General features: G+C 73.9%; 21 protein-coding genes and 1 pseudogene. 12 read left to right on the top strand and 10 right to left on the bottom strand.

The window, feature by feature from the left end:
• Positions 1–1,008, bottom strand: a complete 1,008-nt coding sequence (locus ACR9E3_RS05200) for a helix-turn-helix domain-containing protein (RefSeq protein WP_460378983.1) — start codon at positions 1,006–1,008, stop codon at positions 1–3.
• Between the two features lie 176 nt (positions 1,009–1,184).
• Here ACR9E3_RS05200 and ACR9E3_RS05195 point away from each other — a divergent pair, with 176 nt between their 5' ends.
• From ACR9E3_RS05195 to ACR9E3_RS05185, 3 genes are read left to right on the top strand one after another with little or no spacing between them, the layout of a single operon-like run.
• On the top strand, positions 1,185–3,317 hold the full coding sequence (locus ACR9E3_RS05195; protein ID WP_460378982.1) for a molybdopterin-containing oxidoreductase family protein: 2,133 nt from the start codon (positions 1,185–1,187) through the stop codon (positions 3,315–3,317).
• 40 nt (positions 3,318–3,357) lie between these two features.
• A complete protein-coding gene (locus ACR9E3_RS05190) occupies positions 3,358–3,735 on the top strand; it encodes a CBS domain-containing protein (protein ID WP_460378981.1) in 378 nt (125 codons plus the stop codon).
• A 57-nt stretch (positions 3,736–3,792) separates the two neighbouring features.
• Positions 3,793–5,709: a S9 family peptidase gene (locus ACR9E3_RS05185; protein WP_460378980.1), complete on the top strand. Its 1,917-nt coding sequence runs from the start codon at positions 3,793–3,795 to the stop codon at positions 5,707–5,709.
• Here the strand turns inward: ACR9E3_RS05185 and ACR9E3_RS05180 are convergent.
• On the bottom strand, positions 5,702–6,139 hold the full coding sequence (locus ACR9E3_RS05180) for a VOC family protein (protein WP_460378979.1): 438 nt from the start codon (positions 6,137–6,139) through the stop codon (positions 5,702–5,704). The genes ACR9E3_RS05185 and ACR9E3_RS05180 overlap by 8 nt on opposite strands.
• Before the next feature lie 154 nt (positions 6,140–6,293).
• On the opposite strand from ACR9E3_RS05180, the gene ACR9E3_RS05175 reads away from it, so the two are divergent.
• On the top strand, positions 6,294–7,025 hold the full coding sequence (locus ACR9E3_RS05175) for a TetR family transcriptional regulator (protein WP_460378978.1): 732 nt from the start codon (positions 6,294–6,296) through the stop codon (positions 7,023–7,025).
• A 7-nt stretch (positions 7,026–7,032) separates the two neighbouring features.
• On the opposite strand, the gene ACR9E3_RS05170 is transcribed toward ACR9E3_RS05175, so the two are convergent.
• The 5 genes from ACR9E3_RS05170 to ACR9E3_RS05150 all read right to left on the bottom strand — a co-directional run bounded on the left by ACR9E3_RS05170 (position 7,033) and on the right by ACR9E3_RS05150 (position 12,214).
• Positions 7,033–7,674, bottom strand: coding sequence for a winged helix-turn-helix transcriptional regulator (locus ACR9E3_RS05170; protein WP_460378977.1), 642 nt, complete (start codon positions 7,672–7,674; stop codon positions 7,033–7,035).
• A 5-nt stretch (positions 7,675–7,679) separates the two neighbouring features.
• A complete protein-coding gene (locus tag ACR9E3_RS05165) occupies positions 7,680–8,114 on the bottom strand; it encodes a VOC family protein (RefSeq protein WP_460378976.1) in 435 nt (144 codons plus the stop codon).
• 66 nt (positions 8,115–8,180) lie between these two features.
• The gene (locus ACR9E3_RS05160) at positions 8,181–9,851 is read right to left on the bottom strand and encodes an acyl-CoA dehydrogenase family protein (protein WP_460378975.1); all 1,671 of its coding nucleotides are present in this window, start codon (positions 9,849–9,851) and stop codon (positions 8,181–8,183) included.
• Complete coding sequence (locus tag ACR9E3_RS05155) at positions 9,848–10,555, bottom strand: TetR/AcrR family transcriptional regulator (RefSeq protein WP_460378974.1); 708 nt, start codon at positions 10,553–10,555, stop codon at positions 9,848–9,850. Before ACR9E3_RS05155 ends, ACR9E3_RS05160 begins: the two co-directional genes overlap by 4 nt.
• A gap of 129 nt (positions 10,556–10,684) precedes the next feature.
• The gene (locus ACR9E3_RS05150; protein ID WP_460378973.1) at positions 10,685–12,214 is read right to left on the bottom strand and encodes an AMP-binding protein; all 1,530 of its coding nucleotides are present in this window, start codon (positions 12,212–12,214) and stop codon (positions 10,685–10,687) included.
• A gap of 211 nt (positions 12,215–12,425) precedes the next feature.
• Between ACR9E3_RS05150 and ACR9E3_RS05145 the strand changes: the two genes are divergently transcribed.
• From ACR9E3_RS05145 to ACR9E3_RS05135, 3 genes are all read left to right on the top strand, one after another.
• Positions 12,426–13,820: an FAD-binding oxidoreductase gene (locus tag ACR9E3_RS05145; protein ID WP_460378972.1), complete on the top strand. Its 1,395-nt coding sequence runs from the start codon at positions 12,426–12,428 to the stop codon at positions 13,818–13,820.
• On the top strand, positions 13,817–14,416 hold the full coding sequence (locus ACR9E3_RS05140; RefSeq protein ID WP_460378971.1) for an MFS transporter: 600 nt from the start codon (positions 13,817–13,819) through the stop codon (positions 14,414–14,416). The genes ACR9E3_RS05145 and ACR9E3_RS05140 overlap by 4 nt, the downstream gene beginning before the upstream one ends.
• A gap of 85 nt (positions 14,417–14,501) precedes the next feature.
• Complete coding sequence (locus tag ACR9E3_RS05135) at positions 14,502–15,554, top strand: methyltransferase (protein WP_460378970.1); 1,053 nt, start codon at positions 14,502–14,504, stop codon at positions 15,552–15,554.
• 21 nt (positions 15,555–15,575) lie between these two features.
• Here ACR9E3_RS05135 and ACR9E3_RS05130 read toward each other — a convergent pair whose 3' ends face one another.
• Together ACR9E3_RS05130 and ACR9E3_RS05125 are read right to left on the bottom strand one after the other, a co-directional pair.
• Positions 15,576–15,965 carry a hypothetical protein gene (locus tag ACR9E3_RS05130; RefSeq protein ID WP_460378969.1) on the bottom strand — a complete coding sequence of 130 codons (390 nt, stop codon included), beginning with the start codon at positions 15,963–15,965 and terminating at the stop codon, positions 15,576–15,578.
• A 9-nt stretch (positions 15,966–15,974) separates the two neighbouring features.
• Positions 15,975–16,364 carry an ArsR/SmtB family transcription factor gene (locus ACR9E3_RS05125; RefSeq protein WP_460378968.1) on the bottom strand — a complete coding sequence of 130 codons (390 nt, stop codon included), beginning with the start codon at positions 16,362–16,364 and terminating at the stop codon, positions 15,975–15,977.
• 68 nt (positions 16,365–16,432) lie between these two features.
• On the opposite strand from ACR9E3_RS05125, the gene ACR9E3_RS05120 reads away from it, so the two are divergent.
• The 4 genes from ACR9E3_RS05120 (at position 16,433) to ACR9E3_RS05105 (ending at position 21,493) form a co-directional block, all read left to right on the top strand.
• A complete protein-coding gene (locus ACR9E3_RS05120; protein ID WP_460378967.1) occupies positions 16,433–18,439 on the top strand; it encodes a heavy metal translocating P-type ATPase in 2,007 nt (668 codons plus the stop codon).
• Positions 18,400–19,005: a TetR/AcrR family transcriptional regulator gene (locus ACR9E3_RS05115; RefSeq protein ID WP_460378966.1), complete on the top strand. Its 606-nt coding sequence runs from the start codon at positions 18,400–18,402 to the stop codon at positions 19,003–19,005. The genes ACR9E3_RS05120 and ACR9E3_RS05115 overlap by 40 nt, the downstream gene beginning before the upstream one ends.
• Positions 19,006–19,091: 86 nt before the next feature.
• Positions 19,092–20,489, top strand: a complete 1,398-nt coding sequence (locus ACR9E3_RS05110) for a flavin monoamine oxidase family protein (RefSeq protein ID WP_460378965.1) — start codon at positions 19,092–19,094, stop codon at positions 20,487–20,489.
• Positions 20,490–20,587: 98 nt separating this feature from the next.
• Positions 20,588–21,493: an alpha/beta fold hydrolase gene (locus ACR9E3_RS05105; protein ID WP_460378964.1), complete on the top strand. Its 906-nt coding sequence runs from the start codon at positions 20,588–20,590 to the stop codon at positions 21,491–21,493.
• Between the two features lie 369 nt (positions 21,494–21,862).
• Here ACR9E3_RS05105 and mscL read toward each other — a convergent pair.
• Positions 21,863–22,252 (bottom strand): annotated as a pseudogene (gene mscL / locus ACR9E3_RS05100) (large conductance mechanosensitive channel protein MscL); the annotation flags it as partial.
• 327 nt (positions 22,253–22,579) lie between these two features.
• Between mscL and ACR9E3_RS05095 the strand changes: the two are divergent.
• Positions 22,580–23,827: an MBL fold metallo-hydrolase gene (locus ACR9E3_RS05095; RefSeq protein ID WP_460378963.1), complete on the top strand. Its 1,248-nt coding sequence runs from the start codon at positions 22,580–22,582 to the stop codon at positions 23,825–23,827.
• Positions 23,828–23,846: the final 19 nt, after the last annotated feature.

Below are 23,846 nucleotides of genomic sequence, written 5' to 3'. Positions count from 1 at the left end.
TCAGGAGGTGCGGCGCAGACCCGCCCGACGCCGGTAGGTGCCCGGTGGCTCGTGGAACTCGAGCTTGAAGCGGCGGCTGAACGACGCCAGGTCGGCGAAGCCGCAGGCGTAGGCGATGTCGGTGAGGCTGCGGCCCGCATCGCGCGGGTCGAGCAGACGCCGCCGCGCGTGCTCGAGGCGCCGGCGGCGGATGAGCGCGCCGACCGTCGTGTGCGCGTCCGCGAACACCCGGTGCAGCGCGCGCACCGAGATGAAGTGTGCCCGGGCGATGTCCTCGGGGCCGAGGGCCGGGTCCTCGAGGTGCTCGGCGATGTAGTCCTCGACGCGCCGTCGCAGGTCGGCGGCGCTCGTCGGGGACAGGACCTCGTCCTGTCGCAGCGACTCACCGATCGCCGTGCCGAGCAGCGCCGCGAGCTGCCCGGCCAGGCGCCCGCCCGCCGGATCGCTCAGGGCGGGCGGGCGGATCGCGGTCTCGGCGAGCGTCTGCCCGACGATCGCGCCCAGACGGTCGCCGCCGAGCGGGCGAGCCGTCGCCGCACGGGTCACGTCCGCGCCGAGGGGCACGAGCTCGCGGGGCCACGTGAGCACCAGCAGCTTCCACGGGCCCGCGAAGTGCCAGGCGAACGGCCGATCGGTCTCGTAGACGGCGTACCCGCCGCGCCCGAGCGCCGCCTCCCGGCCGTCCTGCTCCACGACCGCGGTCCCCTCGGCGACCAGCCCGACCTGCAGGTACGTCCGGCCGTCGCTGCGGGCGAGGCCCGTCGTGCGGCGCGCGCTCTGCGGCGAGGAGCTGACCACCGCGGCCGACAGGTGCCCGACGAGCGTGCTGCGGACCCGGCTCGCGAGCGGGTCACCGTCCTCGACGTCGTCCACGTCCAGCGCGACGAAGTGCTCCCGCAGCAGGTCGCACCACGGGGCGAGTCCCTCGGACTCGCTCGCGGTGGTGTGGTTGGCGTAGGCGGGCCCGGTGTCCGGGAAGGGACCGACGGGTCGCGGCTCTCGGGTCACCGGTGGACTCCCGGTCAGGTGGTGGTCCGCCGACGCTAGGGCGCCCCCGCAGGCCCGTCAACGCGGAGCGACCGGCTTCTGGCGCTCTGCGACAAGCCCGTCACGGTGTGGCCGGTCGACCATCTCGTCACGGTCGAGGCCGACCCACCCCGGACCCACCACACCGAGGAGTCACCGTGACGGCCACCGAGATCCCCCTGACGCCCACCACGACCACCGTGCGGGCCGCCTGTCCCCACGACTGCCCCGACACCTGCGCGATGCTCGTGACGGTCGAGGACGGTCGGGCGACGAAGGTCGCCGGCGACCCGGACCACCCGTTCACCCGGGGCGGCCTGTGCGTCAAGGTCAACAACTACCAGGAGAAGACGTACAGCCCGGACCGCGTCCTGCACCCGCTGCGCCGCACCGGGCCGAAGGGCAGCGGCCGGTTCGAGGAGATCTCCTGGGACGAGGCGCTGTCCACCATCGCCACCACGTTCCGGGAGAAGATCGCGGAGCACGGCCCGGAGACGGTCATGCCGGTGAGCTACCTCGGCAACCAGGGCATCCTCAACGGGCTGACCGTCGGCGACGCCTTCTTCAACCGCCTGGGCGCGACCGTCTCCGAGCGGACCTACTGCGACTCCGGGTCCTGCACCGCCTACGCCGCCACCATCGGCGCGACGGCGGGCGTCGACCCCGAGAGCTTCGTGCACTCCCGCTACATCATCATCTGGGCGACCAACACGATCTCGACCAACCTGCACCTGTGGCCGCTCATCGCCGAGGCCCAGAAGCGCGGGGCCAAGGTCGTCTGCATCGACCCGATGCGCCACCGCACCGCGCAGCGCGCCGACTGGCACATCCCGATCCGCCCGGGCACCGACAACGCCCTGGCGCTCGCGATGATGCACGTGATCATCTCGGAGGGCCTCCACGACGAGGCGTACGTCCGCGACCACACGGTCGGGTTCGACGAGCTCGCCGAGCGCGTGGCGCAGCACACCCCGGAGTGGGCGTCGGAGGAGACCGGGATCCCGGCCGAGGACATCCGCACGCTCGCCCGCGAGTACGCCACGACCGACCCCGCGGTCATCCGGATCGGTGTCGCCGTCGAGCGGCACGCGGGCGGCGGGCAGACCGTGCGCTCGATCGCGTGCCTCCCGGCCCTGATCGGCGCATGGCGCCACGTCGGCGGCGGTCTGCTGCAGCTGCCGCTGTGGGCGCACCCGGTCAACTGGCCGGCGTTCGTCCACCCCGAGTACCGGCCCGAGGGCACCCGCGTGGTCAACCAGTTCCTGCTCGGGCAGGCGCTGACCGGCGAGCTGGCTCTCGACCCGCCGATCACGGCGCTGATGGTCTACAACTCGAACCCCATGGTCGTGTCCCCGGAACAGGACAAGATCGCGCGGGGCCTGGCGCGTGAGGACCTGTTCACCGTGGTCAGCGACCATTTCCTCACCGACACCGCGCGCTACGCCGACATCGTGCTGCCCGCCACCACGGCCCTCGAGCAGCACGATCTCATGTTCAGCTGGGGCCACTTCTACGTCACGATCAACACCCCGGCGGTGCCGCCGGAGGGCGAGTCGATCCCCAACACCGAGCTGTTCCGCCGGCTCGCGGCCGCGATGGGCTTCGAGGACGACTACTTCCGCCTCTCCGACGAGGAGCTGCTCGCCCAGGCCTACGACTGGTCCGCGCCCGCCATGGAGGGCATCACGCTGGAGTCGCTGCGCGAGACCGGCTGGGCCCGGCTCAACCTGCCCAGCGCCGACGAGTACGCACCGCACGTCGACGGCGGCTTCCCGACGCCGTCCGGGAAGACCGAGTTCCGGTCCTCGGCGCTCGAGGCCGCGGGCAACTTCGTCGTCCCCCTGTTCCGCCAGCTCTCCGAAGAGTTCCAGGTCGGTGGCGCGGTCGACCCGCTCCCGCACTACATCGCACCGCGCGAGACCGGCGAGGTGTACCCGCTCAACCTGCTCTCGCCGAAGTCGCACGCGTACATCAACTCGAGCGCCGGTGACCAGGCGATGCAGAAGCGGGTGCAGGGCGAGCAGACCCTCACCATCCACCCGGCGGACGCGGAGGCGCGCGGCATCGAGGAGGGCCGCTACGTCGCGATCGCGAACGACCGGGGGCGCTTCGTCGCCCTCGCGCACGTCTCCGACGAGGTCGCGCCTGGCGTCGTCGTGTGCCCGATGGGATCGTGGCCGAAGAACGCCAAGGAGGGGAGCACCGTGAACGCGGTCAACCCGTTCGTCTTCGCCGACCTCGGCAACGCGCCGACCTTCTCCGACACCCGTGTCGAGGTCGCGCTCGTCTGACCGGGCGGCGGGGCACGGCGGCACCGTCGACGCGGCCGCCGTGCTCCGCCGGCCCAAGGTCCTGCCCGCCGCCGCGACCGTGGCCGACGCGCGCGCGGTGCTGGCGGACGACCACGTCCACGCGGCCCTCGTCGTCGACGGCGGCGTGCTGCTGGCCGTGGTCGAGCGCGGCGACCTGGACCCGTCGGTGCCCGAGGCGATGCCGGCCGCGCTGGTCGGCCGGCTCGCCGGGCGCACGGTCGGACCGGACGCGGACCTCGACGCCACCTGGTCGGCGATGGCGGCGCAGGGCCGGCGCCGGATGGCCGTCGTCGACGGGGACGGGGTGCTCCTGGGGCTGCTGTGTCTCAAGCGGTCCGGGCGCGGCTTCTGCTCGGACGCGGACGTGGCGGCGCGGGCCGCCGATCGCGTGCGCTGAGTGACGCCCGCCACCCGGGCTTGAGCGTGCCGCGACGGCACGGATTCCGATGGCGTCATGACACGGATCGCAGACCGCACGACCTCGCAGCCCCGACTGATCGACCTCGAGGAGCTCTTCGCCGACCCCGCGTTCTCCCACCCGGCGATCTCGCCGGACGGCACCCGGCTCGCCTACCTGGCACCGCGGTACGGCCGCACGCAGGTGTGGGTCCGCGGGATCGACGAGGAGCACGAGGACGCCGTGTGCGTGACGCACGACGCCCGCCGCGGCATCCGGACGTTCTACTGGACCGACGATCCGCGGTGGCTGCTCTATCTGCAGGACACCGACGGCAACGAGGACTGGCACCTGTTCCGGGTCGACCTCACCGCGCCCGACCGGGAGGCCGTCGACCTGACCCCGCTGCCGGCCGGCTCGCGGGTGGTCGGGGTCGAGCCCCTGCCGTCGTCGCCGGGGACCCAGCTCGTCTGGATGAACCAGCGCCCCCTGGTCATCGACGTGTTCCGGGTCGACATCGCCTCCGGGGAGACGACCCTGCACCTGGAGCAGCCCGAGACCACGGGCACCTACCTGCTCGACCGGGAGGGCCGGCCGGCGTTCTACTCGTTGCTCGCCGACGACGGCAGCTACGAGCTCTCCGCGGTCGACGCCGCGACCGGCGCGACGCGCCTCCTGCGCCGGGTCGGCGGCCCGGAGCACCCGCTGGGGGTGCCGCTGCAGATGGTCACGCCGGACGGCACGGGACTGCTGATCGGCGACTACCAGGACGGCGACGACCTCCGGCTCGTGCGCCTCGACCGGGACTCCGGCGAGGAGACCGTCGTGGCGGCGGTGGACGGGCACAGCCTCGACACCATGGGGCTGATGGCCCCCGGCCTGCCGCCCACGGTGTTCACCAGCGCCCGCACCGACGAGGTGGTGGCCGCCCGGTTCGTCGGCGACCGGCCGCACATCGAGGTGCTGGACCCGCACGTCGCCGAGGTCGTCGCCGCGCTCGAGACCCTGTCCGAGGGCGTCCTGGGCTGGCTGTCGTCCGACGACGGCGAGCGGCTGTGGGTCGCGAGCTTCGTCCACGACCGCGAGCCCGGGCTGACCTACCTCTACGACCACGCCACGGGCGAGAGCCGGCTGCTGTTCCGGCCGCACCCCCACCTCGACCCGACCGACCTGGCCCCGACCACGCCGGTCCCCTTCGCCGCCCGGGACGGGCTGCCGCTGCACGCGTTCCTGACGCTGCCGGTGGGCGTCGAGCCCACGGGCTTGCCGCTGGTGCTGGTCGTGCACGGCGGCCCGTGGGCCCACGACACGTGGGGCTGGGACCCCGAGGCGCAGTTCCTGGCCAACCGCGGGTACGCGGTGCTCCACGTCAACTTCCGCGGCTCCACGGGCTACGGGAAGCGGCACGTCACGGCCGCGATCGGCGAGTTCGCCGGCGCGATGCACGACGACCTGATCGACGCCGCGCAGTGGGCCGTGGCGCAGGGCTACGCCGACCCGGAGCGCATCGGCATCTACGGGGGCTCCTACGGCGGCTACGCCTCGCTCGTCGGCGTCACCGTGACCCCGGACCACTTCGCCGCCGCCGTGGACTACGTCGGGATCTCGGACCTGGCGAACTTCATGCGCACGCTGCCGCCGTTCGTCCGGCCGTGGCAGGTCAACAACTGGTACCGCTACGTCGGCGACCCCGCGGTCGGGGAGCAGGAGGCCGACATGCTGACCCGCTCGCCGATCACGATGGTCGACCGGATCCGCACCCCGCTGCTCGTCGCCCAGGGGGCCAACGACGCCCGCGTCGTGCAGGCGGAGTCCGACAACATCGTCTCCTCGCTGCGCGGCCGCGGCGTGCCCGTCGAGTACCTCGTCGCCGACGACGAGGGTCACGGCTTCGCCAACCCGGAGAACCGGTTCCGGCTGTACCGCGCCATCGAGCGGCACTTCGGCCGGCACCTCGGCGGACGGGTCAGCTGATCTCCTCCGCGAGCGCCACGATGATGCCCGACGGCCCGCGCACGTAGCAGAGCAGGAAGACGTCCTCGTACCGCGCGATCTCGCCCACGAGCTCCCCGCCGTGGGCGCGCAACCGGGCCACGGTGTCGTGGATGTCGTCGACGGCGAACATGAGGCGGCGCAGTCCGAGGGTGTTCGCCGGCGCGTCGGGCTCCGCGGTGGTGGCCTCCGGGGTGCGGAACCGCGTCAGCTCGAGTCGGCTGTGCCCGTCCGAGGTCGCCACGAAGGCGACGTCGACCCGGACGTCGTCCAGCCCGACGACGCGGTCCACCCACGCGCCCTCCGCGGTCCCCCGGTCACCCGGCTCCAGCCCGAGCTCGACGAAGAACGCGACGGCGGCGTCGAGGTCGTCGACGACGACGCCGACGTGGTCCATCCGCTGCACGGCCATGGTGGTGGTCCTCCCCTGGTGTGGCTCCTGTCCTGCGGGGACGGATCCGGCTCCCGGTTTCTCGACACCGCCACCCTCTCGGGACGCTCGGCGACCGCTAGCGTCACGCGACGACATGGTGGCGCCAGCGCTCGAGCCGCAGGGGGTGGGTCCCGTGACCTCGACCGCCGTGCGCTGGTGGGACGTCCCGATCATCGGGTGGTCCGACGCCGGCTCGTCGCCGCAGGAACGGGGCCGGACCACCCGTCAGACCCTGCTGCTCGAGGCGGCCCGCGCGTTCGACGAGCGCGGCTACGACGCGGCCTCGCTCTCGGAGATCCTCAAGGCCAGCGGGCGCACCAAGGGCGCCATGTACTTCCACTTCCGGTCCAAGGAGCACCTCGCCACCGTGCTCGTGACCGAGATCGTCGACTCCTGGGCCCTGGTCTGCCGGGAGATCCGCGACCGCGAGCTCGACCCGCTGCGCACCCTGCTGGTCGAGACCGACGCCTACGTCAGCCGGTGGTCCCACGACGTCGTCGTGCGCGGCGGCAGCCGGGCGATGGCGGGCGGCGCGAACTTCGCCGACAAGCACCGGGCCTGGTACGGCGACTGGGGTCGCAGCACCGCCGAGCACCTGCGGGACGCCCTCGACCAGGGCATGCTGCGCCCCGACACCGACCCGGACCGGCTGAGCAGGCTCGTCGTCGCCGCGTCCTGCGGCCACCGCTCGTTCGCCGAGACGATCCCCGGCTCGCCCACCCACTTCGAGCGGATGACCGACACCTGGCTCGGGGTCCTCCAGATCGTGGCGACCGAGTGGTGGCTCGCCGACGTCCTCGACTCCGGGTGGGAGCACCGCCCGGCCCCGGACGCCGCGGCGTTCGCCCGGATCCGCGAGGCGTGATCCCGGTTCAGGCCGCCAGGTGGAACGTGGTCGCGAAGCGGTCGAGGAGGTCGCCGCGCCCGCGCAGCACCTCGACCTCGCCGGTCGCGAGCGCGCGGGCCGGGGCGAGCTCACCGGAGATGAGCCGGTGGATGCTCGGGCCCGCGGTGAAGGCGAGGTCGACGGGCCCGTCCCCGCGCCGCACGTCGAGGGCGGTTCCGTCGACCCGGACGACGAGCTCGGTGGGCCCGAGGCGGGCCGCGTAGGCGGTCGCGGGCAGACCCGCCGCCACCTGCGGCCGGAAGGCGGTGCGCAGGGCCATGGTCATGGCGTCGGGGGTGAGGATCTGCTCCTCCCGGGGATCCCCCATCGCCTTGGAGCCCCACGCGCCGAGCGCGAGCACGACGGGTTCGAGCTCGCGTCCGTAGTCCGTCAGCTCGTAGATGATCACCCGTGAGCGCGGTGCCCGGCGGATCACGCCGGCCGCCTGCAGCTCCTTGAGCCGCGCCGCCAGGATGTTGGTCGGGATGCGGGGCAGGCCCGCGGCGAGCTCCCCGTTGCGGCGCGGCCCGACGAGCAGGTCGCGGACGATGAGCATCGCCCACCGCTCGCCCACGAGCTCCAGGGCCCGCGTGACGCCGTCGTACTGCCCGTACTCGCGGGCGGCCACCGGGCTCAGCCCTGCTGGCTCGCATACGCCTCGGGCCCCTGCTGGGCGGCGGCCGGGTCCATCCAGCCGAACTCGAGGTGGTTCCCGTCGGGGTCGGTGATCCCGCGCTGGTACATGAAGCCGTAGTCCGCGGCGGCGCGCGGTTCGGCACCGCCGACGGCGAGGGCGTCGGCGACCCGGGCGTCGACCGCCTCCCGGCTGTCGAGGAAGAGCGCGGTCGCCGTCGTCGGGCTCACCGCCGGGTCGCCGATCGGCAGGTCGGTGAAGGTCTGGAAGAAGTCACGAGTCAGGAGCATGAAGGCGCTGTGGCCCTCCTCGACCACCACGCACGCCGCGTTGTGGTCGGTGAAGAGCGGGTTGATCGTGAAACCGAGCGCTGTGTAGAACGTCTTCGCGCGCTCCAGGTCGGTCACCGGCAGGTTGACGAACATGGTGGTCATGGCGGCTCCGCTCCTCGGGGTGCGCCCACACTTGCAAAAAACAAGTGACGCGTCCAGCCCCGGGGGTCAGCCCAGCCGCGCGTAATCGATGACGGCCGCGCAGTCGATCCCGCGCAGGGTGCCGTAGCCCGGGCCCCAGCCGGTGCCGAGGCGGGAGGCGATGAAGGCCTCGGCGACGGGCGTCGGGGCGTGCTGCACGAGCAGCGCGGCCTGGGTCGCGAGCGCGATCTTCGTGACGAGGTAGCGCGCGGTGTCCTCCGGCGTCTCGACGAGCTCCTCGATCTCCCGCATCGCCGCGGCGAGCAGCGGGTGCTCGGCGGCGACCGGGCGCATCTCGTCGAGGACGGGCTCGACGGCCTTGGGCTCACGGGCCAGGACGCGCCCGACGTCCATGACCATCATGTTCGACGTGCCCTCCCAGATGGCGTTGAGCGGCGCCTCCCGGTAGTAGCGCGGCAGCGGGTGCTCCTCGATGTAGGCGTTGCCGCCGATCGACTGCATGACCTCCTCGACCACCGAGGAGACGCGCCGGCAGTTCCAGAACTTCGCGACCGGGGTGAGCAGCCGGCTCACCAGCTTCTCGGAGACCGCGTCGTGGGAGTCCTGGTGGTCCTCGGCCCGGGCGACGCGGAACCCGAGGTGGGCGGCCCCGGCCCACTCGAGGACGAGGTCGGCCAGCACCGGCGCCTGGATCGGCAAGGTCGAGAGCGGCGAGCCGAACGCGGTGCGTTCGTCGTTGTGGTGGAGGCCCTGGCTCAGGGCCGCGCGCATGAGCCCGGCGGAGCCGACCGCGAAGTCGAGGCGCGTGTACTCGGCGGAGGACAGGATCGTGCGCACGCCCTTGCCCTCCTCGCCGACCAGGATCGCCTCGGCGTCGTGGTACTCGATCTCGGAGGAGGCGTTCGCCTTGTTGCCGAGCTTGTCCTTGAGCCGGTTGATGCGGATCCGGTTGAGGGTGCCGTCGGCGCGGCGGCGCGGGACGAGCAGGCAGGAGACGCCGCCCTCGGTCTGCGCGACGGTGAGGTAGCAGTCGGCCATCGGCACCGAGGCGAACCACTTGTGCCCGTTGACCAGGTACGTCTCCCCCGGTCCCCGGGCTGCGACCGGTCGGGCCACGGTGACGTTGGCGCGCAGGTCCGAGCCGCCCTGCTTCTCGGTCATGAAGTAGCCGATGGTGCCCGCGGACTTCTCGGTGATCGGGACGTCGGCGGGGTCGTAGCCCTCCACGACGATCTTGTCGGCCCACGGCGCCAGCTCCGGCTGGCTGCGCAGGATCGGGACCGCGGCGTAGGCCATGCCGATCGGGCAGGCGGTGGACCCGTCGATCTGGTTCCACAGGTAGGTCAGCACCGCGCGGGCCGTGTGGGCGCCCGGCTGGTCGGCGGTCCATGCGAGGGAGTGCACGCCCGAGCCGAAGCCGAGGGCCATGAGCTGGTGGTAGGCGGGGTGGAAATCGACGTCGTGGACCTCGTGGCCGAGGCGGTCGAGCTGACGCAGCTCGGGCAGCACCCGGTTGGCCTCGCGGGCGGCCTTGAGCACCGTCGGGTCCCAGACCTCCGCTCCCAGGGCGGCGGCACGCTCGCGCGCCCAGGGGGCGTGGGTGTCGACGATCCCCGCAGCGAGCTCGTCGCCGGTGAAGGCGTTGGTGTGGTGCAGGTCCCCGACGAGGTTGTCCGGGACCGGGCGCATCCGCGAGAAGTCGCTGCGGGTGTCGCCGCTCGGACTGGTCAGCGTCATGGTTCTGCTCCGGTCGTGGAGGGGACGGCGCGGATGTCGGGCCGGGTCCCGGGTGGTGTGCCGGCGACACCGGTCTGGGCGAACCGGGCGATCTCGGTGCTGACGGCGTCGCGGTCGGGCGCGTGCGCGGTGCGGCCGGCGAGCGGGGCCACGACGCCCTCGAGGAACGCGCCGACGATGGCGGCGCCGCGGACCCCGGCGTCCTGTGCGGGGAACTCGCCGGACGCGACGCCCTCGGTGATGAGGTCGGCGAACGCCGCGGCCAGCTCCGCCCGGGCGTCGAGGCGCACCCGGTCGACCTCGGGGTCCATCGGCTCGACGATCACCGCGTAGGCCAGGCCCTCGCCGCGTAGGGCGCGGTCGACGAACGTGGCCACGGCGTCCCCGAGTCGGTCGGTCGCCCGGCGGCCGGGCTCATCCGTGATCGCGCGGACCACCTCGAGCTCGCGGACGCAGACCACCCGCAACATCTCGGAGAACAGCGAGGCCTTCGACGGGAAGTGCCGGTAGATCGTGCCGGTGGCGACATCGGCCATGTCGGCGACCACGGCGATCTGGGCGGCCGCGAACCCCTGCTCGGCCACCACGACCCGGGCCGCCTGCAGGATGCGCCGCCGCGCGTCGGCCTGCCGCGCCGCGACCCGTGCGCCGGGGCGCGCGGACCTCGCGGACCTCGGCGCCCCGGTGGCGGCCGGCTCGGTCATCAGCTCGACTCCCGCGTGAACGATCGCTCAGTCCGGAATCATCGTTCAGGACTGAACCACGGTTCACATGTGGCCGTCAACGGGCGCTGTCGAGGGGCGCGCTCGTCACCGGTGGTCGACTCCGGATGCTCACGACGGATCCTTCCAAGCGAGGCCGTCGGCGAGGTCCGTGATGGCGGCGCGGTCGGGCTTGCCCTGCTCGGTGAGGGGGATGTCGTCCGTCGGGACGACGACGAGCGTGGCGGCGACCGCGTCCCCGTGCTCGCCCGCGACCGCGTCACGGCAGTCGCCCTCGTCCACCGCGGCCCCCGCCCACGCCTGCACCGCCGCCACCCGACGGCCGCGGGCGAGGTCGGTGACCACGACGGCGTAGCGGACCGCGGCCAGCCGCATCAGGGTGTCCTCGAGGCCGGTGGGGGTGATCAGCCGCTGCTCCACGAGCTCGCAGTCGACGACCCGCCCGAGGACGTGCAGGTGACCGTCGGCGTCGAGGCGCCCGAGGTCGCCGGTGCGGTACCAGCCGTCGACGAAGTGCTCGGCCTCGTCGGTCGGACGATTGCGGTAGCCGTGGGCCATGGCCGGCGAGCGGACCTCGATGCTGCCGTGGACCGGGTCGAGGGTGCCGTCGTCGCGACGGAACCGGACCTCGACCCCCGGCAGAACCGGGCCCGCACTGGTGGCCCGGCGCGGGTCGGACGGGTCGTTGTCCGCCGGACGCAGGGCGCTGACGATGCCGATCTCGCTGGCGCCGTACGTGTGCTGGATGACCGGACCGAGTCGCTCGCGGGCCCGCCGGCGCAGGGCCGGCGGCGCCGAGGCCCCGATGTGGGTCAGGGCCTGCAGGCTCGACAGGTCCCGCCGGACGACGTCGGGGTGGTCCATCAGCGCGACGAGCTGGGGCTCGACGAGGAACAGGTCGGTGATCCGCTCGGCCTCGACCTGCGCGAGCACCGCCGCGGGTTCGGAGTCGTCGCGCAGCACGAGCACCCCGCCGCCGATGATCGTCTGCGCGACGAGGACCTGGGTGAGGTAGGCCTCCGCCCCCGACACCAGCTGGCGACGCTCCGGACGTGGTGGGCCGGCCACCATGGCGGTGTAGGCGGCCACGTCGCGCACGCTGCTCTTGGGGATGCCCGTCGTCCCGCCCGACGAGAGCACCGTGCCGAGGTCACCGAGGTGCGACCGGGACACGAACGGCTCCGGGGACTCCGCCGCCGCGAGCTGGTCGAGGCGCACCGCGACGCCGTCCACCGGGCCGATCGCCACCACCGGCGCCGTCGTCTCCGGCAACCAGTGCGCGGTCTGCGGGAAGACCACGATCAGCCGCGGGTCGATCTGCTCGAGCTGGCGCGCCCGTCGCTCCGCGCCCGGCGGCGCCGAGAGGTACACCGCGCCCGCGTCGACCAGGTGTGTCGCGAACCGCACCGCGAGCGCGTCGGGCCGGTTCGGCGCGTACTGGGCAACCAGGTCGCCGGTGCTGATCCGCAGACCGTCCAGCGCCCGCGCGTAGCGGTGGATCGCCGCCAGCAGCTCCGCGCCCGTCGTGTCTCCCTCGGGCGACCGCAGCACCACCCGGTCACCCGCTGCCGACAGCGCCGCCACGATCTGCTCGACGGACGGGTGGACGCCGGAGGGAGCTGAGGCCGGCACGGTGGTCACCGTCCGTACGGTTCCGTCTCGTTCCCGACAGATCGATCGGCCGATCGAGTGAGTGATGGTTCAGTCGATGGGGGATCGGCACCTAGCGTGTCCTCCGACCCGAGGCGATCCGTCGAGCACCACGCCCGGTCAGGGAACGGAGGACGCCGGTGACCCTCGTCCTGGACGACGACCGCGTCGACGCCCGGTTCCGCCGCTCCGGCGGTGCGCAGTGACCGCCGGGGTGGGCGACCTGGCGGCACGTGTGCTCGGTCCGGTGCTGCTGCCGGGCGACGACGGCTACGCCGCGGAGCTGGCGGGCTTCGACCTCGCCGTGGGCCAGCGTCCCGCCGTCCTCGTCGGAGCGACCGGTGCCGCCGATGTCGTCGCCGCCGTGCGTCACGCCGGTACGCACGGACTGGCGGTCGGTGCGCAGGCGACCGGGCACGGCATCACCGTGCCCGCCGACGACGCCCTCCTGATCACCACCCGTCGCGCGGACGCCGTGCGCGTCGACCCGTCCGACCGCACCGCGTGGCTGGAAGCGGGGGCGGTGTGGAGCCGGGTGCTGCACGAGGCCGCGCCGTTCGGGCTGGCGCCCCTGGCCGGCTCGGCGCCGGCGGTCGGCGCCGTGTCGTACACCCTGGGCGGCGGGCTCGGGGTGCTCGGCCGCCGCTGGGGTTTCTCGGCCGACCGCGTCCGCCGACTCGACGTCGTCACCGCCGACGGCGTCCCGCGCCGGGCGACCGCCGACGAGCACCCGGACCTGTTCTGGGCGCTGCGCGGCGGTGGCGGCAACGTCGGCGTGGTCACCGGGATGCAGATCGAGCTCGTCGAGCTCGCCGAGCTCTACGGTGGCGGGCTGTTCTTCCCCGGCGAGGACGCCGGCGCCGTCCTCGACGCGCTGCTCCTCGCGGGGCACGACGCGCCGGACGAGATCAGTTTGTCGGCGATCCTCATGACCTTTCCCGACCTCCCGGCCGTGCCCGCTCCGCTGCGCGGGCGGTGGTGCTGCCACGCGCGGGTGACCTCGACCGGCACACCCGCCCGCTGCGAGGACGTCATCGCGCCGCTGCGCCGCGCGGCGACACCGCTCGCGGACACCGTGCGGACGATGCCGGTGACGCAGATCGGCACCATCCACAACGACCCGACGACCCCGCGGGCCACCACCAGCCGCTCGCTCGCGCTGCGGACCGCCGACGCCGACACCGTCGCCACGATCCTGCGCCACGCCGGCCCCCACGCCCCGTTCGTCGTCGAGATCCGCCAGCTCGGGGGCGCGCTCGGCCGGGAGCCCGCCGTGCCGAACGCCGTCGGTCACCGCGGCAGCGCCTACTCCGTCTACGTGACCACGTCCTCCCCCCATCCCTCGGCGCGAACGGTCTCCGACGGCGCGGCCGAGCAGGCGTTGTTGGACGACCTGGGCCCGTGGAGCGACGGCGGCGCGCTGGTCAACTTCCTCGCCGGTGCCCACGTCACCCCGGCGGACGTCCGGGCCGCCTACGAGCCCGCCCGCTGGGACCGCCTCGTGGAGATCAAGACGGAGTGGGACCCGGACAACGTCTTCCGGATCAACCACAACATCCCGCCCCGAGATCGCACCGGGACCCGGGTCCCCGGGTGACGGCGCCCGGCGCGGCCCGGACCGGGAAGGCGGAACGCGGCACGGTCGTGGCCGCGACGTCGGCGATGGTGCTGCTGGTGCTCGACTCCAGCATCGTCGGCGTGATGCTCCCGAGCATCCGCGTCGACCTCGCCCTCGGGCCGGGAGCGCAGGCGTGGGTCGTGGCGGTCTACTTGGCGACCCTCGCGGTGCTGCTGCCCGTCGGGGGCAGCCTGACCGACGCCTGGGGCGCCGCGCGGGCCTTCGTGATCGGGCTCTCGGCGTTCGCCGTGGCCTCTCTGCTGTGCTCGGCGGCGGGGCTCGTCGCCGGCAGCGTCGTCGTCGTGGTCGCCGGTCTGGTCCCGATCGGCGTCGGGATCGGGCTGCTGCTCAGCCCGATGACCACGGCCGCGCTCTCGGCCGCGCCCGCCGACCGCCGCGGCCTCGCGTCGGGGCTGGTGTCGACGGTCCGCCAGGTGGGCGGAGTGGCCGGTGTCGCCCTCCTCGGCGTGCTCACGGGACTGTCCGCCGGTGGCCTCCCGATCGCGGCGGGGTTCGCCGTCGCCGCGGTCCTCTGCACCGTCGGCACCGCCGTCGTGGCCCGGGCGTTCGTCTGAGCGACGCGAACGTTCGCGTGATCACGCAGTTGCGGATTCCTGCAGTTTCCTTTCCCGCTTTCGCGGTGATCGTCATGCTGTGGTCGTGCTCGGCGATCCCGTGGACCCGGACGTGCTCGACCCCACCGCGCTCTACCGCCTCCGCGACGGGGCCTACGCCGCCGACCTCGTGCTCGCGGCGGTGAGCGAGTTCGACGTGTTCGCCTGGCTCGCTGCGCACGGTCCGGCGCCGGCGGAACAGCTGTGCGAGGCGATGGGGTGGGCCGCCCGCCCCGCCGACGTGCTGCTCACCCTGTGCGCCGCGCACGGCCTCGTCGACCGCTTCCTCGAGGCCGACGACCTCGTGCGTCTCTCCGACTTCGGTCGATGGCACCTCGGTGGCGAGACCTCGTTCGACCTCCGGCCCTACTTCGGCTCGCTCGCCGAGCGGCCCGCGGTCGCCGAGCTCGCCGAGGTCCTGCGCACCGACCGCCCGGCGGCGTGGGCGAGCGCGCCGTCGCGACCGGGCGGCCACGACTGGGCCGGCCGCCTGGCCGATCCCCGCTTCGCCGCGACGATCACCGCCGCGATGGACGCGCGGGGCGCCTTCCTGGCTCCGAGCGTCGCGCGGGTCCTCCGGGACCTCGCGATCGACCGGCTGCTCGACGTCGGCGGCAGCTCGGGGATCTACGCGATGGCGCTGCTCGAGGACCGCCCGGAGGCGACGGCGACGGTGCTCGAACGCTCCCCGGTCGACGAGGCGGCGCGGACCCTGCTGGCCGAACACGGAGCGGGCAGGCGCGTCCGGGTCGTCACCGCGGACATGTTCGCCGACCAGTGGCCCGCGGACCACGACGTGCACCTGTTCTCGCAGGTCCTGCACGACTGGGGCGGGCGTGACGTCGAGCGGCTGATGGCGACGTCGTGCGCGGCGCTCCCGCCCGGCGGGCGTCTGGTCGACGTCGACGCCCACGTCGACGCCCGCCGCACCGGCCCGCGCCCGGTCGCGGAGTACTCCGCGCTGCTGATGCACTCGACGCCCGGGAAGTGCTGGTCGACCGGCGAGCTCGGCGAGATGGCCGCCCGCGTCGGTTTCGCCGAGGTCGAGGCCCGGGCGTGTGCGGGCGACCGCAGCGTCATGGTCTTCACCAAGCGCTGAGCGCCCCGTCCGGCGCCGGCGTCAGTCGGCCGCCGGCCGCTCGACCGGCAGCTCCACGCAGTCGGCGGTGCACGCTCCGCCGGCCGTCGGAGCTCCCGGCGCCGGGCGGTGCAGGACCGCCCGCACGGGCACGACGTCGAGCCGGTCGCCGGCGACGGTCGCCGTGCCGTCGACGATCAGCGAGTACCCGCCCGGCTCGCGCGGCGCCCAGAGCAGCGTGACGGCGTCGTGCGCGGCGGCGTCGCCCCGTCCGGTCCGGCCGACGCCGTGCACCCGCACCACGCCGTCGACGACGGCGGTGTCGACCGCGCCGACGTGCGGGCGCGGCCGGTCGCCCAGCGTCAGCAGGTATCCGGCGCCCATGCCCTCGACCGTCTCGGCCAGAGCCTCGGGCTCGACCTCGATGCTCACGACCGCAGGCTACGACCCGACCGGTCGGTCCTCCGCCGCGGCGACGTCGCCGAGCACCGCGACGGCGAGTGCGTGGCCGACCGGGGTCAGCCGGTACATGACGAGCTTGCCGTCGCGCCGCGAGGTCACGAGACCGGCGGACCGCAGGACCCGCAGGTGGTGCGACGCGAGGTTCTGCGCGTGGCCGACGACCCAGGCCATGTCGCAGACGCAGAGCTCGTCGCCGGCGAGCAGGGCCGCCGCGACCGCGAGCCGGGTGGGGTCGGCCAGCGCCTTGCCCCGCGCGGCCGCGGCACCCAGGACGTCCGGATCGGGCAGGGAGGTCCGGATGTCCTCGGCGTGCGGGAGGTCCAGGCAGAGCAGGTCGCACCGGTCGACCTCGGGAGACGGAGAGGACACGGCGTCAGACTAACCATCGTTGCTGCGTCCCTTGTGACAACGCACCAACGAGCGTGAGGATGTGTGCCGTGTCCGACGCCTGCTGCGGCCCCGACGAGGTGGCGAGGGCCGACGAGGGGCCCGCCCGCCTGTGGGAGGTCCGCGGACTGCGGCTCGCGCTCGCGGCGGCCGTCCTGCTCGCGGGCGCCTGGATCACCGGCCTCGCCGGCGGCCCCGACCTCGCCGTCACCGGCCTGGCGCTGGTCGCCGCCGTCGTCGCGGGCTCCACCTTCGTTCCCGGGGCGCTGCGCGACCTGCGCCACGGGCGTCTCGGCGTCGGCACGCTGATGACGATCGCGGCGGTCGGCGCGGTCGCCCTGGGGGAGGTCGCCGAGGCGGCGCTGCTCGGGATCCTCTTCTCGATCGCCGAGGGACTCGAGCACCACGCCGTCAGCAGGACCCGGCGCGGGCTGCGGGCCCTGCTCGGCCTCGTCCCGCCGACCGCATCGGTGCGGCGCGGCGACCGCGAGGTCACGGTCTCCCCCGACGAGCTCGTCGTCGGCGACCTGCTCGTGCTCCGCCCCGGCGAGCGGGCCGCCACCGACGGCGTCGTCCGCACCGGCCGGACCAGCCTGGACACCTCGGCGGTCACCGGCGAGTCGGTCCCGGTCGAGGCCGGGCCGGGCGACGACCTGTTCGCCGGCACCATCAACGGCGGCGGGGCGGTCGAGGTCGAGGTCACCGCGGCGGCGGCGGACAGCTCGCTGGCCCGCATCGTGCACATCGTCGAGGAGGCCCAGGAGCGCCGGGGCGCCGGGCAGCGCCTCGCCGACCGCATCGCGCGGCCCCTGGTTCCCGCGATCATGGTCCTGGCCGTCGTCATCGCCGGCGTCGGCGCCCTCGTCGGCGATCCCCTGCTGTGGATCGAGCGGGCGCTGGTGGTCCTCGTCGCCGCCTCGCCCTGTGCGCTGGCGATCTCGGTGCCCCTCACCGTCGTCGCCGCTGTGGGCGCCGCGAGCCGCCACGGCGCCCTGATCAAGGGTGGCGCGGCGCTCGAGGAGCTCGGCCGCGTCCGCGCCGTCGCCCTGGACAAGACCGGCACCCTGACGCGCAACGACCCGCAGGTCGTCGAGGTCGCGGCCGCGCCGGGCCACGAGCGCCGCGAGGTCCTGGCCGCCGCGGCCGCGCTGGAGGCCCGCAGCGAGCACCCCCTCGCCGCGGCCGTGCTGGCCGCCGCCGACGCGTGGGCCCTCGACGTCACGCCCGCCGAGGACGTCACCGCCGTCGCCGGCCACGGCCTGACCGGCGTCCGGGACGGCGCCGCGCTGCGCCTCGGCAAACCAGGGTGGGTTCCCGTCTCGGACCTCGGCGGCGAGGTCGACCGCCTCCAGGACGCGGGTGCCACCGTCGCCCTCCTCGCGAGCGGCGACGCCGTGCTCGGTGCGGTGGCCGTGCGCGACGAGCTGCGTCCCGAGGCGCCGGCGGCCGTCCGGGGTCTGCGCGATCTCGGTCTCCAGGTCGCCGTGCTCACCGGGGACAACCGGCGCACCGCCGTCGCGCTCGCCGAGCGGGCGGGCATCGGGACGGTGCACGCCGAGCTGCGCCCCGAGGACAAGGCCGCCCTGCTGCCCCGGATCGCCGGTGGGCGGCCGGTCGCGATGGTGGGCGACGGCGTCAACGACGCCCCCGCGCTGGCCACCGCCGACGTCGGCATCGCGATGGGCGCCATGGGCACCGACGTCGCCATCGAGACCGCCGACGTCGCCCTGATGGGCGAGGACCTGCGCCATCTGCCCCGGACCCTCGCCCACGCCCGCCGGGCGCGGCGGATCATGCTGCAGAACGTCGGGCTCTCGCTACTGATCATCGGCGCGCTGATCCCGCTCGCCGCGCTCGGCGTCCTCGGGCTCGCCGCCGTGGTCGTCGTCCACGAGGCCGCCGAGGTGCTGGTCATCCTCAACGCCGTGCGCGCCGGCCTCGGTACCGCACCGGCCGTCCCGCGGCACGCGCGACAGCTGTGGCAGCATGTCGGTCACCCGACCGAGAAGGGCTCTTCGTGCCGTACGTCGAAGCGTCCGTCCGCCACCGGCAGCTGATCACCGCCGCACGGGCCGCGCTCGCCCGCGAGGGGGTCGCCCGGACGTCGCTGCGCGCCGTCGCCGCGGAAGCCGGGGTGCCGCTGGGCACGATGCAGTACGTCTTCCCGTCGAAGGAGAAGCTGCTGCAGGCGGTCATCGAGGACGTGGTCGAGGAGATCGCCGAGGTCCTGAAGGGCTCCGCCGAGCTCGACCGGGGTCTCGCACACGCGATCCGGGGCGGCCTGCGGACGTTCTGGTCGAGCCTGGTCACCGGTCACCGGGGGCTGCAGCTCATGCAGTACGAGCTGACGACCTACGCCCTGCGGACCGCGGGGCAGGAGCACCTGGCCCGGTGGCAGTACGAGCGCTACTGCGGCGTGGTCGCGGAATGGTGCGCGACGGCTGCGCGGCACGCGGGCGATGCCTCCGCGGTGCCGATCGACCGGCTCTCACGCGTCATCGTCGCGGGCATCGACGGGCTGATCCTCCAGCACGTCTGCGACCCCGACGAGTCGCGCTCCCAGGAGGACCTCGAGGCGATGGCGGACATGGTCGTCGCGCTCGCCACCGCCGGTCACGGCTGAGCACTCCTCTTGCGGGCGCCGGCCGCGAGCTCTACCGTCCCGGACTCAGTCATACGACTGACTTTGCTCGTCGGAGGTTGCTGGACGTGGATGTCGATGTGGTGGTCGTCGGAGCCGGGTTGGCCGGCCTCAGCGCGGCCCGGGAACTGGTGGCGGCGGGGCGGACGGTGCGCGTGCTCGAGGCCCGCGACCGGGTCGGTGGCCGCACCGAGGGCGGCGTGCTCGAGGGGGCGCCGATCGAGCTCGGTGGCACGTGGGTGGGTGAGGGCCACACGGAGATGTACCGGCTGGTGGCCGAGCTCGGCCTGGAGACGTTCCCGACGTGGAACGACGCCGGCGCGCTCCTGATGGACCTCGGCGGCAAGCAGTCCCGGCTCGCGCCGACGAAGGGCGCCGTCCCCAAGGTCAACCCGATCGCGCTGGCGGACCTCGCCCAGGGACTGCTCCGCTTCGGAAGGCTGGCCCGCAGCGTCGACCCGGCGACGCCCTGGACGCACCCGAAGGCCGAGTACCTCGACGGGCAGACCTACGAGACGTGGGTCCGCCGCAACCTCCGGACGCCGACGGGTCGCGCCTACTTCCGGGTGCTCGCCGAGGCGCTCTACTCCGCGGACTCCACGGATCTCTCCCTCCTGCACACGCTCGTCTACACCGCGAGCAACGGCGGCGACCTCGAGACGCTCGCCTCGACCGACCGGGGAGCGCAGAAGGACCGGGTGGTGGGCGGTTCGGTGCTGGTCGCCGAGCGCCTCGCCGAGGGCCTCGACGTGCGGCTCGGCGCGGCCGTCGCCGCCGTCGCCCAGGACGACGACGGCGTGACCGTCACGACCCGGGCCGGCGAGCGCGTCCGCGCCTCGCGGGTGGTCGTCGCCCTGCCGCCGACGCTGTCGGGCCGCCTGGACTACCGACCGGTCCTCCCGGCCTGGAGGGACCAGCTCACCCAGCGGGTCCCGGCGGGCACCGTCGCGAAGTGCTTCGCCGCGTACCCGACCCCGTTCTGGCGCGACCACGAGCTCAACGGTCAGGCGATCTCCGACACGGGCCCGGTGAAGGTGACCTTCGACGTCTCCCCGCCCGGCGCCGAGGTGGGCATCCTGATCGGGTTCGTGGAGGGTGGCGAGGCCCGTCGGTGGCAGCGACTGCCCGACGACGAGCGTCGGGCGGCCGTCCTCGACTGCTTCGCGCGCTACTTCGGCGCGGAGGCGGCCGCGCCCACCTCGTACGTCGAGAAGGACTGGAGCGCCGAGGAGTTCAGCCGCGGCTGCTACGGCGCGCACTTCGCGCCCGGCACCTGGACCAGCTACGGCCCCGCCCTGCGGGCTCCGGTGGGTCGCATCCACTGGGCCGGCGCGGAGTACGCCGTCGAGTGGGCCGGCTACATGGAAGGGGCCGTCCGCTCCGGACGGGCCACCGCCGACGAGGTCATGACCGAGCTCGGGCTCCGCAGCGAGCGGGCGTCGGCACCGGCCGCGCCGGCGGGATGAGCCGGAGGGGCGCCGGCGACCAGCGCATCGGGGGATGTTCGTCGTCGTCCGCGCCAGCAGGATCGGTGACGTCGACCAGCCCAGCCGAGGAGCCGCTCATGGATCACGCCACCCGCACCGACGACCCCGAGTACGTCAGCGAGATCGCCGAGACGCCCCTCGGGCCGGTCGAGTACGCCGTCGTCGGCACCGGGACGCCGGTGGTCGTCGTGCACGGCAGCCCCGGCGGGATCGACGCCGCCGCCCTCATGGCGCGGATCCTGCCCCGCGACCGCATCTCGGCGATCCTGCTGTCCCGGCCCGGATACCTCGGCACCCCTCTCGAGGGCCGGACCACCATCGACCAGCAGGCCGACCTGATCGCCGCGCTCCTCGACCACCTGGCGATCGACCGCGCCGGCGTCCACACCTGGTCCGGCGGCGGTCCCAGCGGCTACCGCCTCGCGGTCCGTCATCCGGAGCGGGTCACCACCCTCGTCGCCAGCGCCGCGGTCTGCCAGGCCTACGAGGCACCGCACCAGGACGTCGCGACCCGGCTGATGTTCACCACGGCCCCGGGTCGGTGGCTGCTGCGGCTCCTCGCCGCCCACCAGCCCGAGCAGTACATCCGGGCGGAGCTCGGCGGCGAGGGCGATCTCACCGACGACCAGCTCGCCCGGCGCGTCGAGGAGGTCCTCGCCGACCCCGCCAAGCGCGACCTCGCCCTCGCCCTCGGTCCCACCGCGGTCCCGGACGCCCACCGCCGCGCCGGCTTCCACAACGACCTCGACCGGTTCGCCGCGATCACGTCGCTCGAGCTCGAGAAGATCACTGCGCCGACGCTCGTCGTCCAGGGCACCGCCGACAGCGACCTGCCGCCGACCCAGAGCACCTTCGCCGCCGACACCATCCCCGGTGCCGAGCTGCTGACCCTCGACACCGGCACCCACCTCGCGCTCTACACCCACCCCGACGCGGCCGCGGCCCAGGCGCGCGTCGTGGAGTTCCTGACGCGCGCCGGGTGAGTGACGTCCCGGGGCGCGGCGGGTGGGCGCACGCGGCAGACCTCGGCACGGTCGGAGAAGCGACTCCGGTACTCGCCCGATCGGACGCGAGATCGGTCAGGGCCGGTGGGCGCCTCGAGCGGGTCCGGACGACACCGGGTCAGGCGCGGCGGCGGGCAGGGGTGCCGTCGGCGACGCGGCCGAGGGATGTGGTGGATGCGGGGGTCGCGCCGCGGCGTCCGCTGCCGGCTCGGGCCGGCCGTGGCGCGGGGATGCGCCGACCCCGTCGTCGTGCCCCGTGGTCGTCCCGCCGGCGATCGTGCGGTGGAGAGACATCGCCGCCGGCTCGATCGGACCGGAGGTCGCGTCGCCGACCCGCGAGGCGGCGCCGTCTCTGTCCGCGACCTGTTGGGCGAGCAGATCCCGGATCTCGGTGAGCAGCTCGATGTCGGTCGACTCGACCGGTCCTGACTCCTCGCCCCGCAGCCGACGGGCCTGGATGGCCTTCATCGGCGCGACGATCATGAAGTAGACCACTGCTGCGGTGAGCACGAACGTGATCGTCTGGTTGATGAAGTCGGCGTAGTCGAACACCACGCCGTCGACCGTCACCGTGCCCGCGAACTGACCGCTCCCGGGCGAGACGAGCTGGATGAGCGGCTTGAGGAACGACGTGGTGAAGGCGGTGACCACCGCGGTGAACGCCGCGCCGATGACGACGGCGACCGCCAGATCGACCACGTTGCCGCGCAGCAGGAAATCCTTGAAACCCTTGAGCACCCGACGCCCCTTGCCGAGATCGATCTCGAGCCCGGGGGGTCCCCGGCGTCCCGCCGATCACGGTAGGAGGCCGGACGGTCGGTTCCCGCAACCCCCCACCCCCGGGGCACGTGCGCGCAGCTCAGCGGGGGATGGCCCTGGATCGTCGCCCGTGGCCCTCGTTCCGTGCCACGGGTGGACGCGCAGACGTGCGGGGCGCGGTCGGTCGGCGTCGACGACGTCGAACACCTCGGTCCGCCGCGACGCCCGTACTGGAGCCGGACTGAAGCGCGGTTGAAGTCGATGGGGTGAGCCTCTCGGGCATCGGACCGAGACGAAGGAGCCTCCATGTTCCGCCGCCGTGGCGTGCGCGAGCCCGCCGCCTGTTGCGCGCCGTCGGGCACCGACGTCCCGTCCGACGACACCGCGAGCACCCCCGAGCCGTCGCGCCCCGAGATCGGACGACGCTCGCTGCTCGGCTCCGCGATCGCCGGCACCGGGCTCGTGGCGGTGGCCGCGGCCGGCTGTGCGCCGTCGGCCGGGCAGACCGCCGGGCCGCTCTCCACCCCGCTGAACCCGGTGCTCCCGACCGGCAATTCGCAGCCCCGGGACACCTCGCTGACGCTGCTCGGGACCTCCGGCGGCCCGCAGGCCGAGTACGTCCGCACCGGTACGTCGAGCGTGCTGACCGTCGAGGGGCAGAACTACGTCGTCGACTGCGGGCGCGCCAGCGTCACGCAGTACATCAACGCCGGGCTGGAGTTCAGGGCGCTCAAGGCCATGTTCATCACCCACCTGCACGCCGACCACCTCGCGGACTACTACAACTACTTCCTCTGCGAGGGGGGCGAACCGAACGGCGAGGGCGACAACCTGTCCGGACCGCTGACGGTCTACGGCCCCGGGCCGGCGGGCGGGCTGCCCCCCATGCCGACCCCACCGGTCGCGACGATCGCACCGCAGAACCCGACCCCGGGCATCAAGGAGCTGACCGACCGCCTCAACGAGGGGTACGCCTACAGCTACAACGTCTTCATGCGGGGCATCGGCACCCGCGACGTCGAGTCCCTGCAGGACATCCACGAGATCGTCGTGCCCCCGGTCGGCGCCACCCCGGCGAACACCGCACCGTCGATGGCTCCGTTCCCGATCTACGAGGACGACCGGGTGCGGGTGAGCGCCATCCTCGTCTCCCACGGCGCGGTGTTCCCGTCGTTCGCCTACCGCTTCGACACGGCCAAGGGCTCCGTGGTCTTCAGCGGCGACACCAAGTACTCCGAGAACGTCATCCGGCTCGCCCAGGGCGCCGACGTCCTGGTCCACGAAGTGATCAACCTGGAGCTCATCGAGCGGTTCGGCCACGTCACGCCCGCGCTGATGACGCACCTGCAGGATTCCCACACCACGACCAGCCAGGTCGGCCAGGTCGCCACCCAGGCCGGGGTCGGCCAACTGGTGCTGACCCACCTCGTGCCGTCCAACCCCCGGCAGATCCCCGATCCGGTCTGGCACGCCCAGTGCAGCGCGAACTTCCGGGGGGCCGTGCACGTCGGCAACGACATGGACCGCATCACCTGGGCCCCTCGACGCCGCTGAGCCCACCACCCCGTCAGGA

This window comes from Actinomycetospora sp. C-140 (genome assembly GCF_054796175.1).
This window is presented reverse-complemented; position numbering and strand designations above follow the sequence as displayed.

Coding starts and splice junctions, on each gene's coding strand:
- ACR9E3_RS05185 (WP_460378980.1), top strand. CDS start 3,793: ATGACACGGATCGCAGACCGCACGACCTCGCAGCCCCGACTGATCGAC.
- ACR9E3_RS05180 (WP_460378979.1), bottom strand. CDS start 6,139: ATGGCCGTGCAGCGGATGGACCACGTCGGCGTCGTCGTCGACGACCTC.
- ACR9E3_RS05165 (WP_460378976.1), bottom strand. CDS start 8,114: ATGACCACCATGTTCGTCAACCTGCCGGTGACCGACCTGGAGCGCGCG.
- ACR9E3_RS05160 (WP_460378975.1), bottom strand. CDS start 9,851: ATGACGCTGACCAGTCCGAGCGGCGACACCCGCAGCGACTTCTCGCGG.
- ACR9E3_RS05155 (WP_460378974.1), bottom strand. CDS start 10,555: ATGACCGAGCCGGCCGCCACCGGGGCGCCGAGGTCCGCGAGGTCCGCG.
- ACR9E3_RS05105 (WP_460378964.1), top strand. CDS start 20,588: ATGGATCACGCCACCCGCACCGACGACCCCGAGTACGTCAGCGAGATC.
- ACR9E3_RS05095 (WP_460378963.1), top strand. CDS start 22,580: ATGTTCCGCCGCCGTGGCGTGCGCGAGCCCGCCGCCTGTTGCGCGCCG.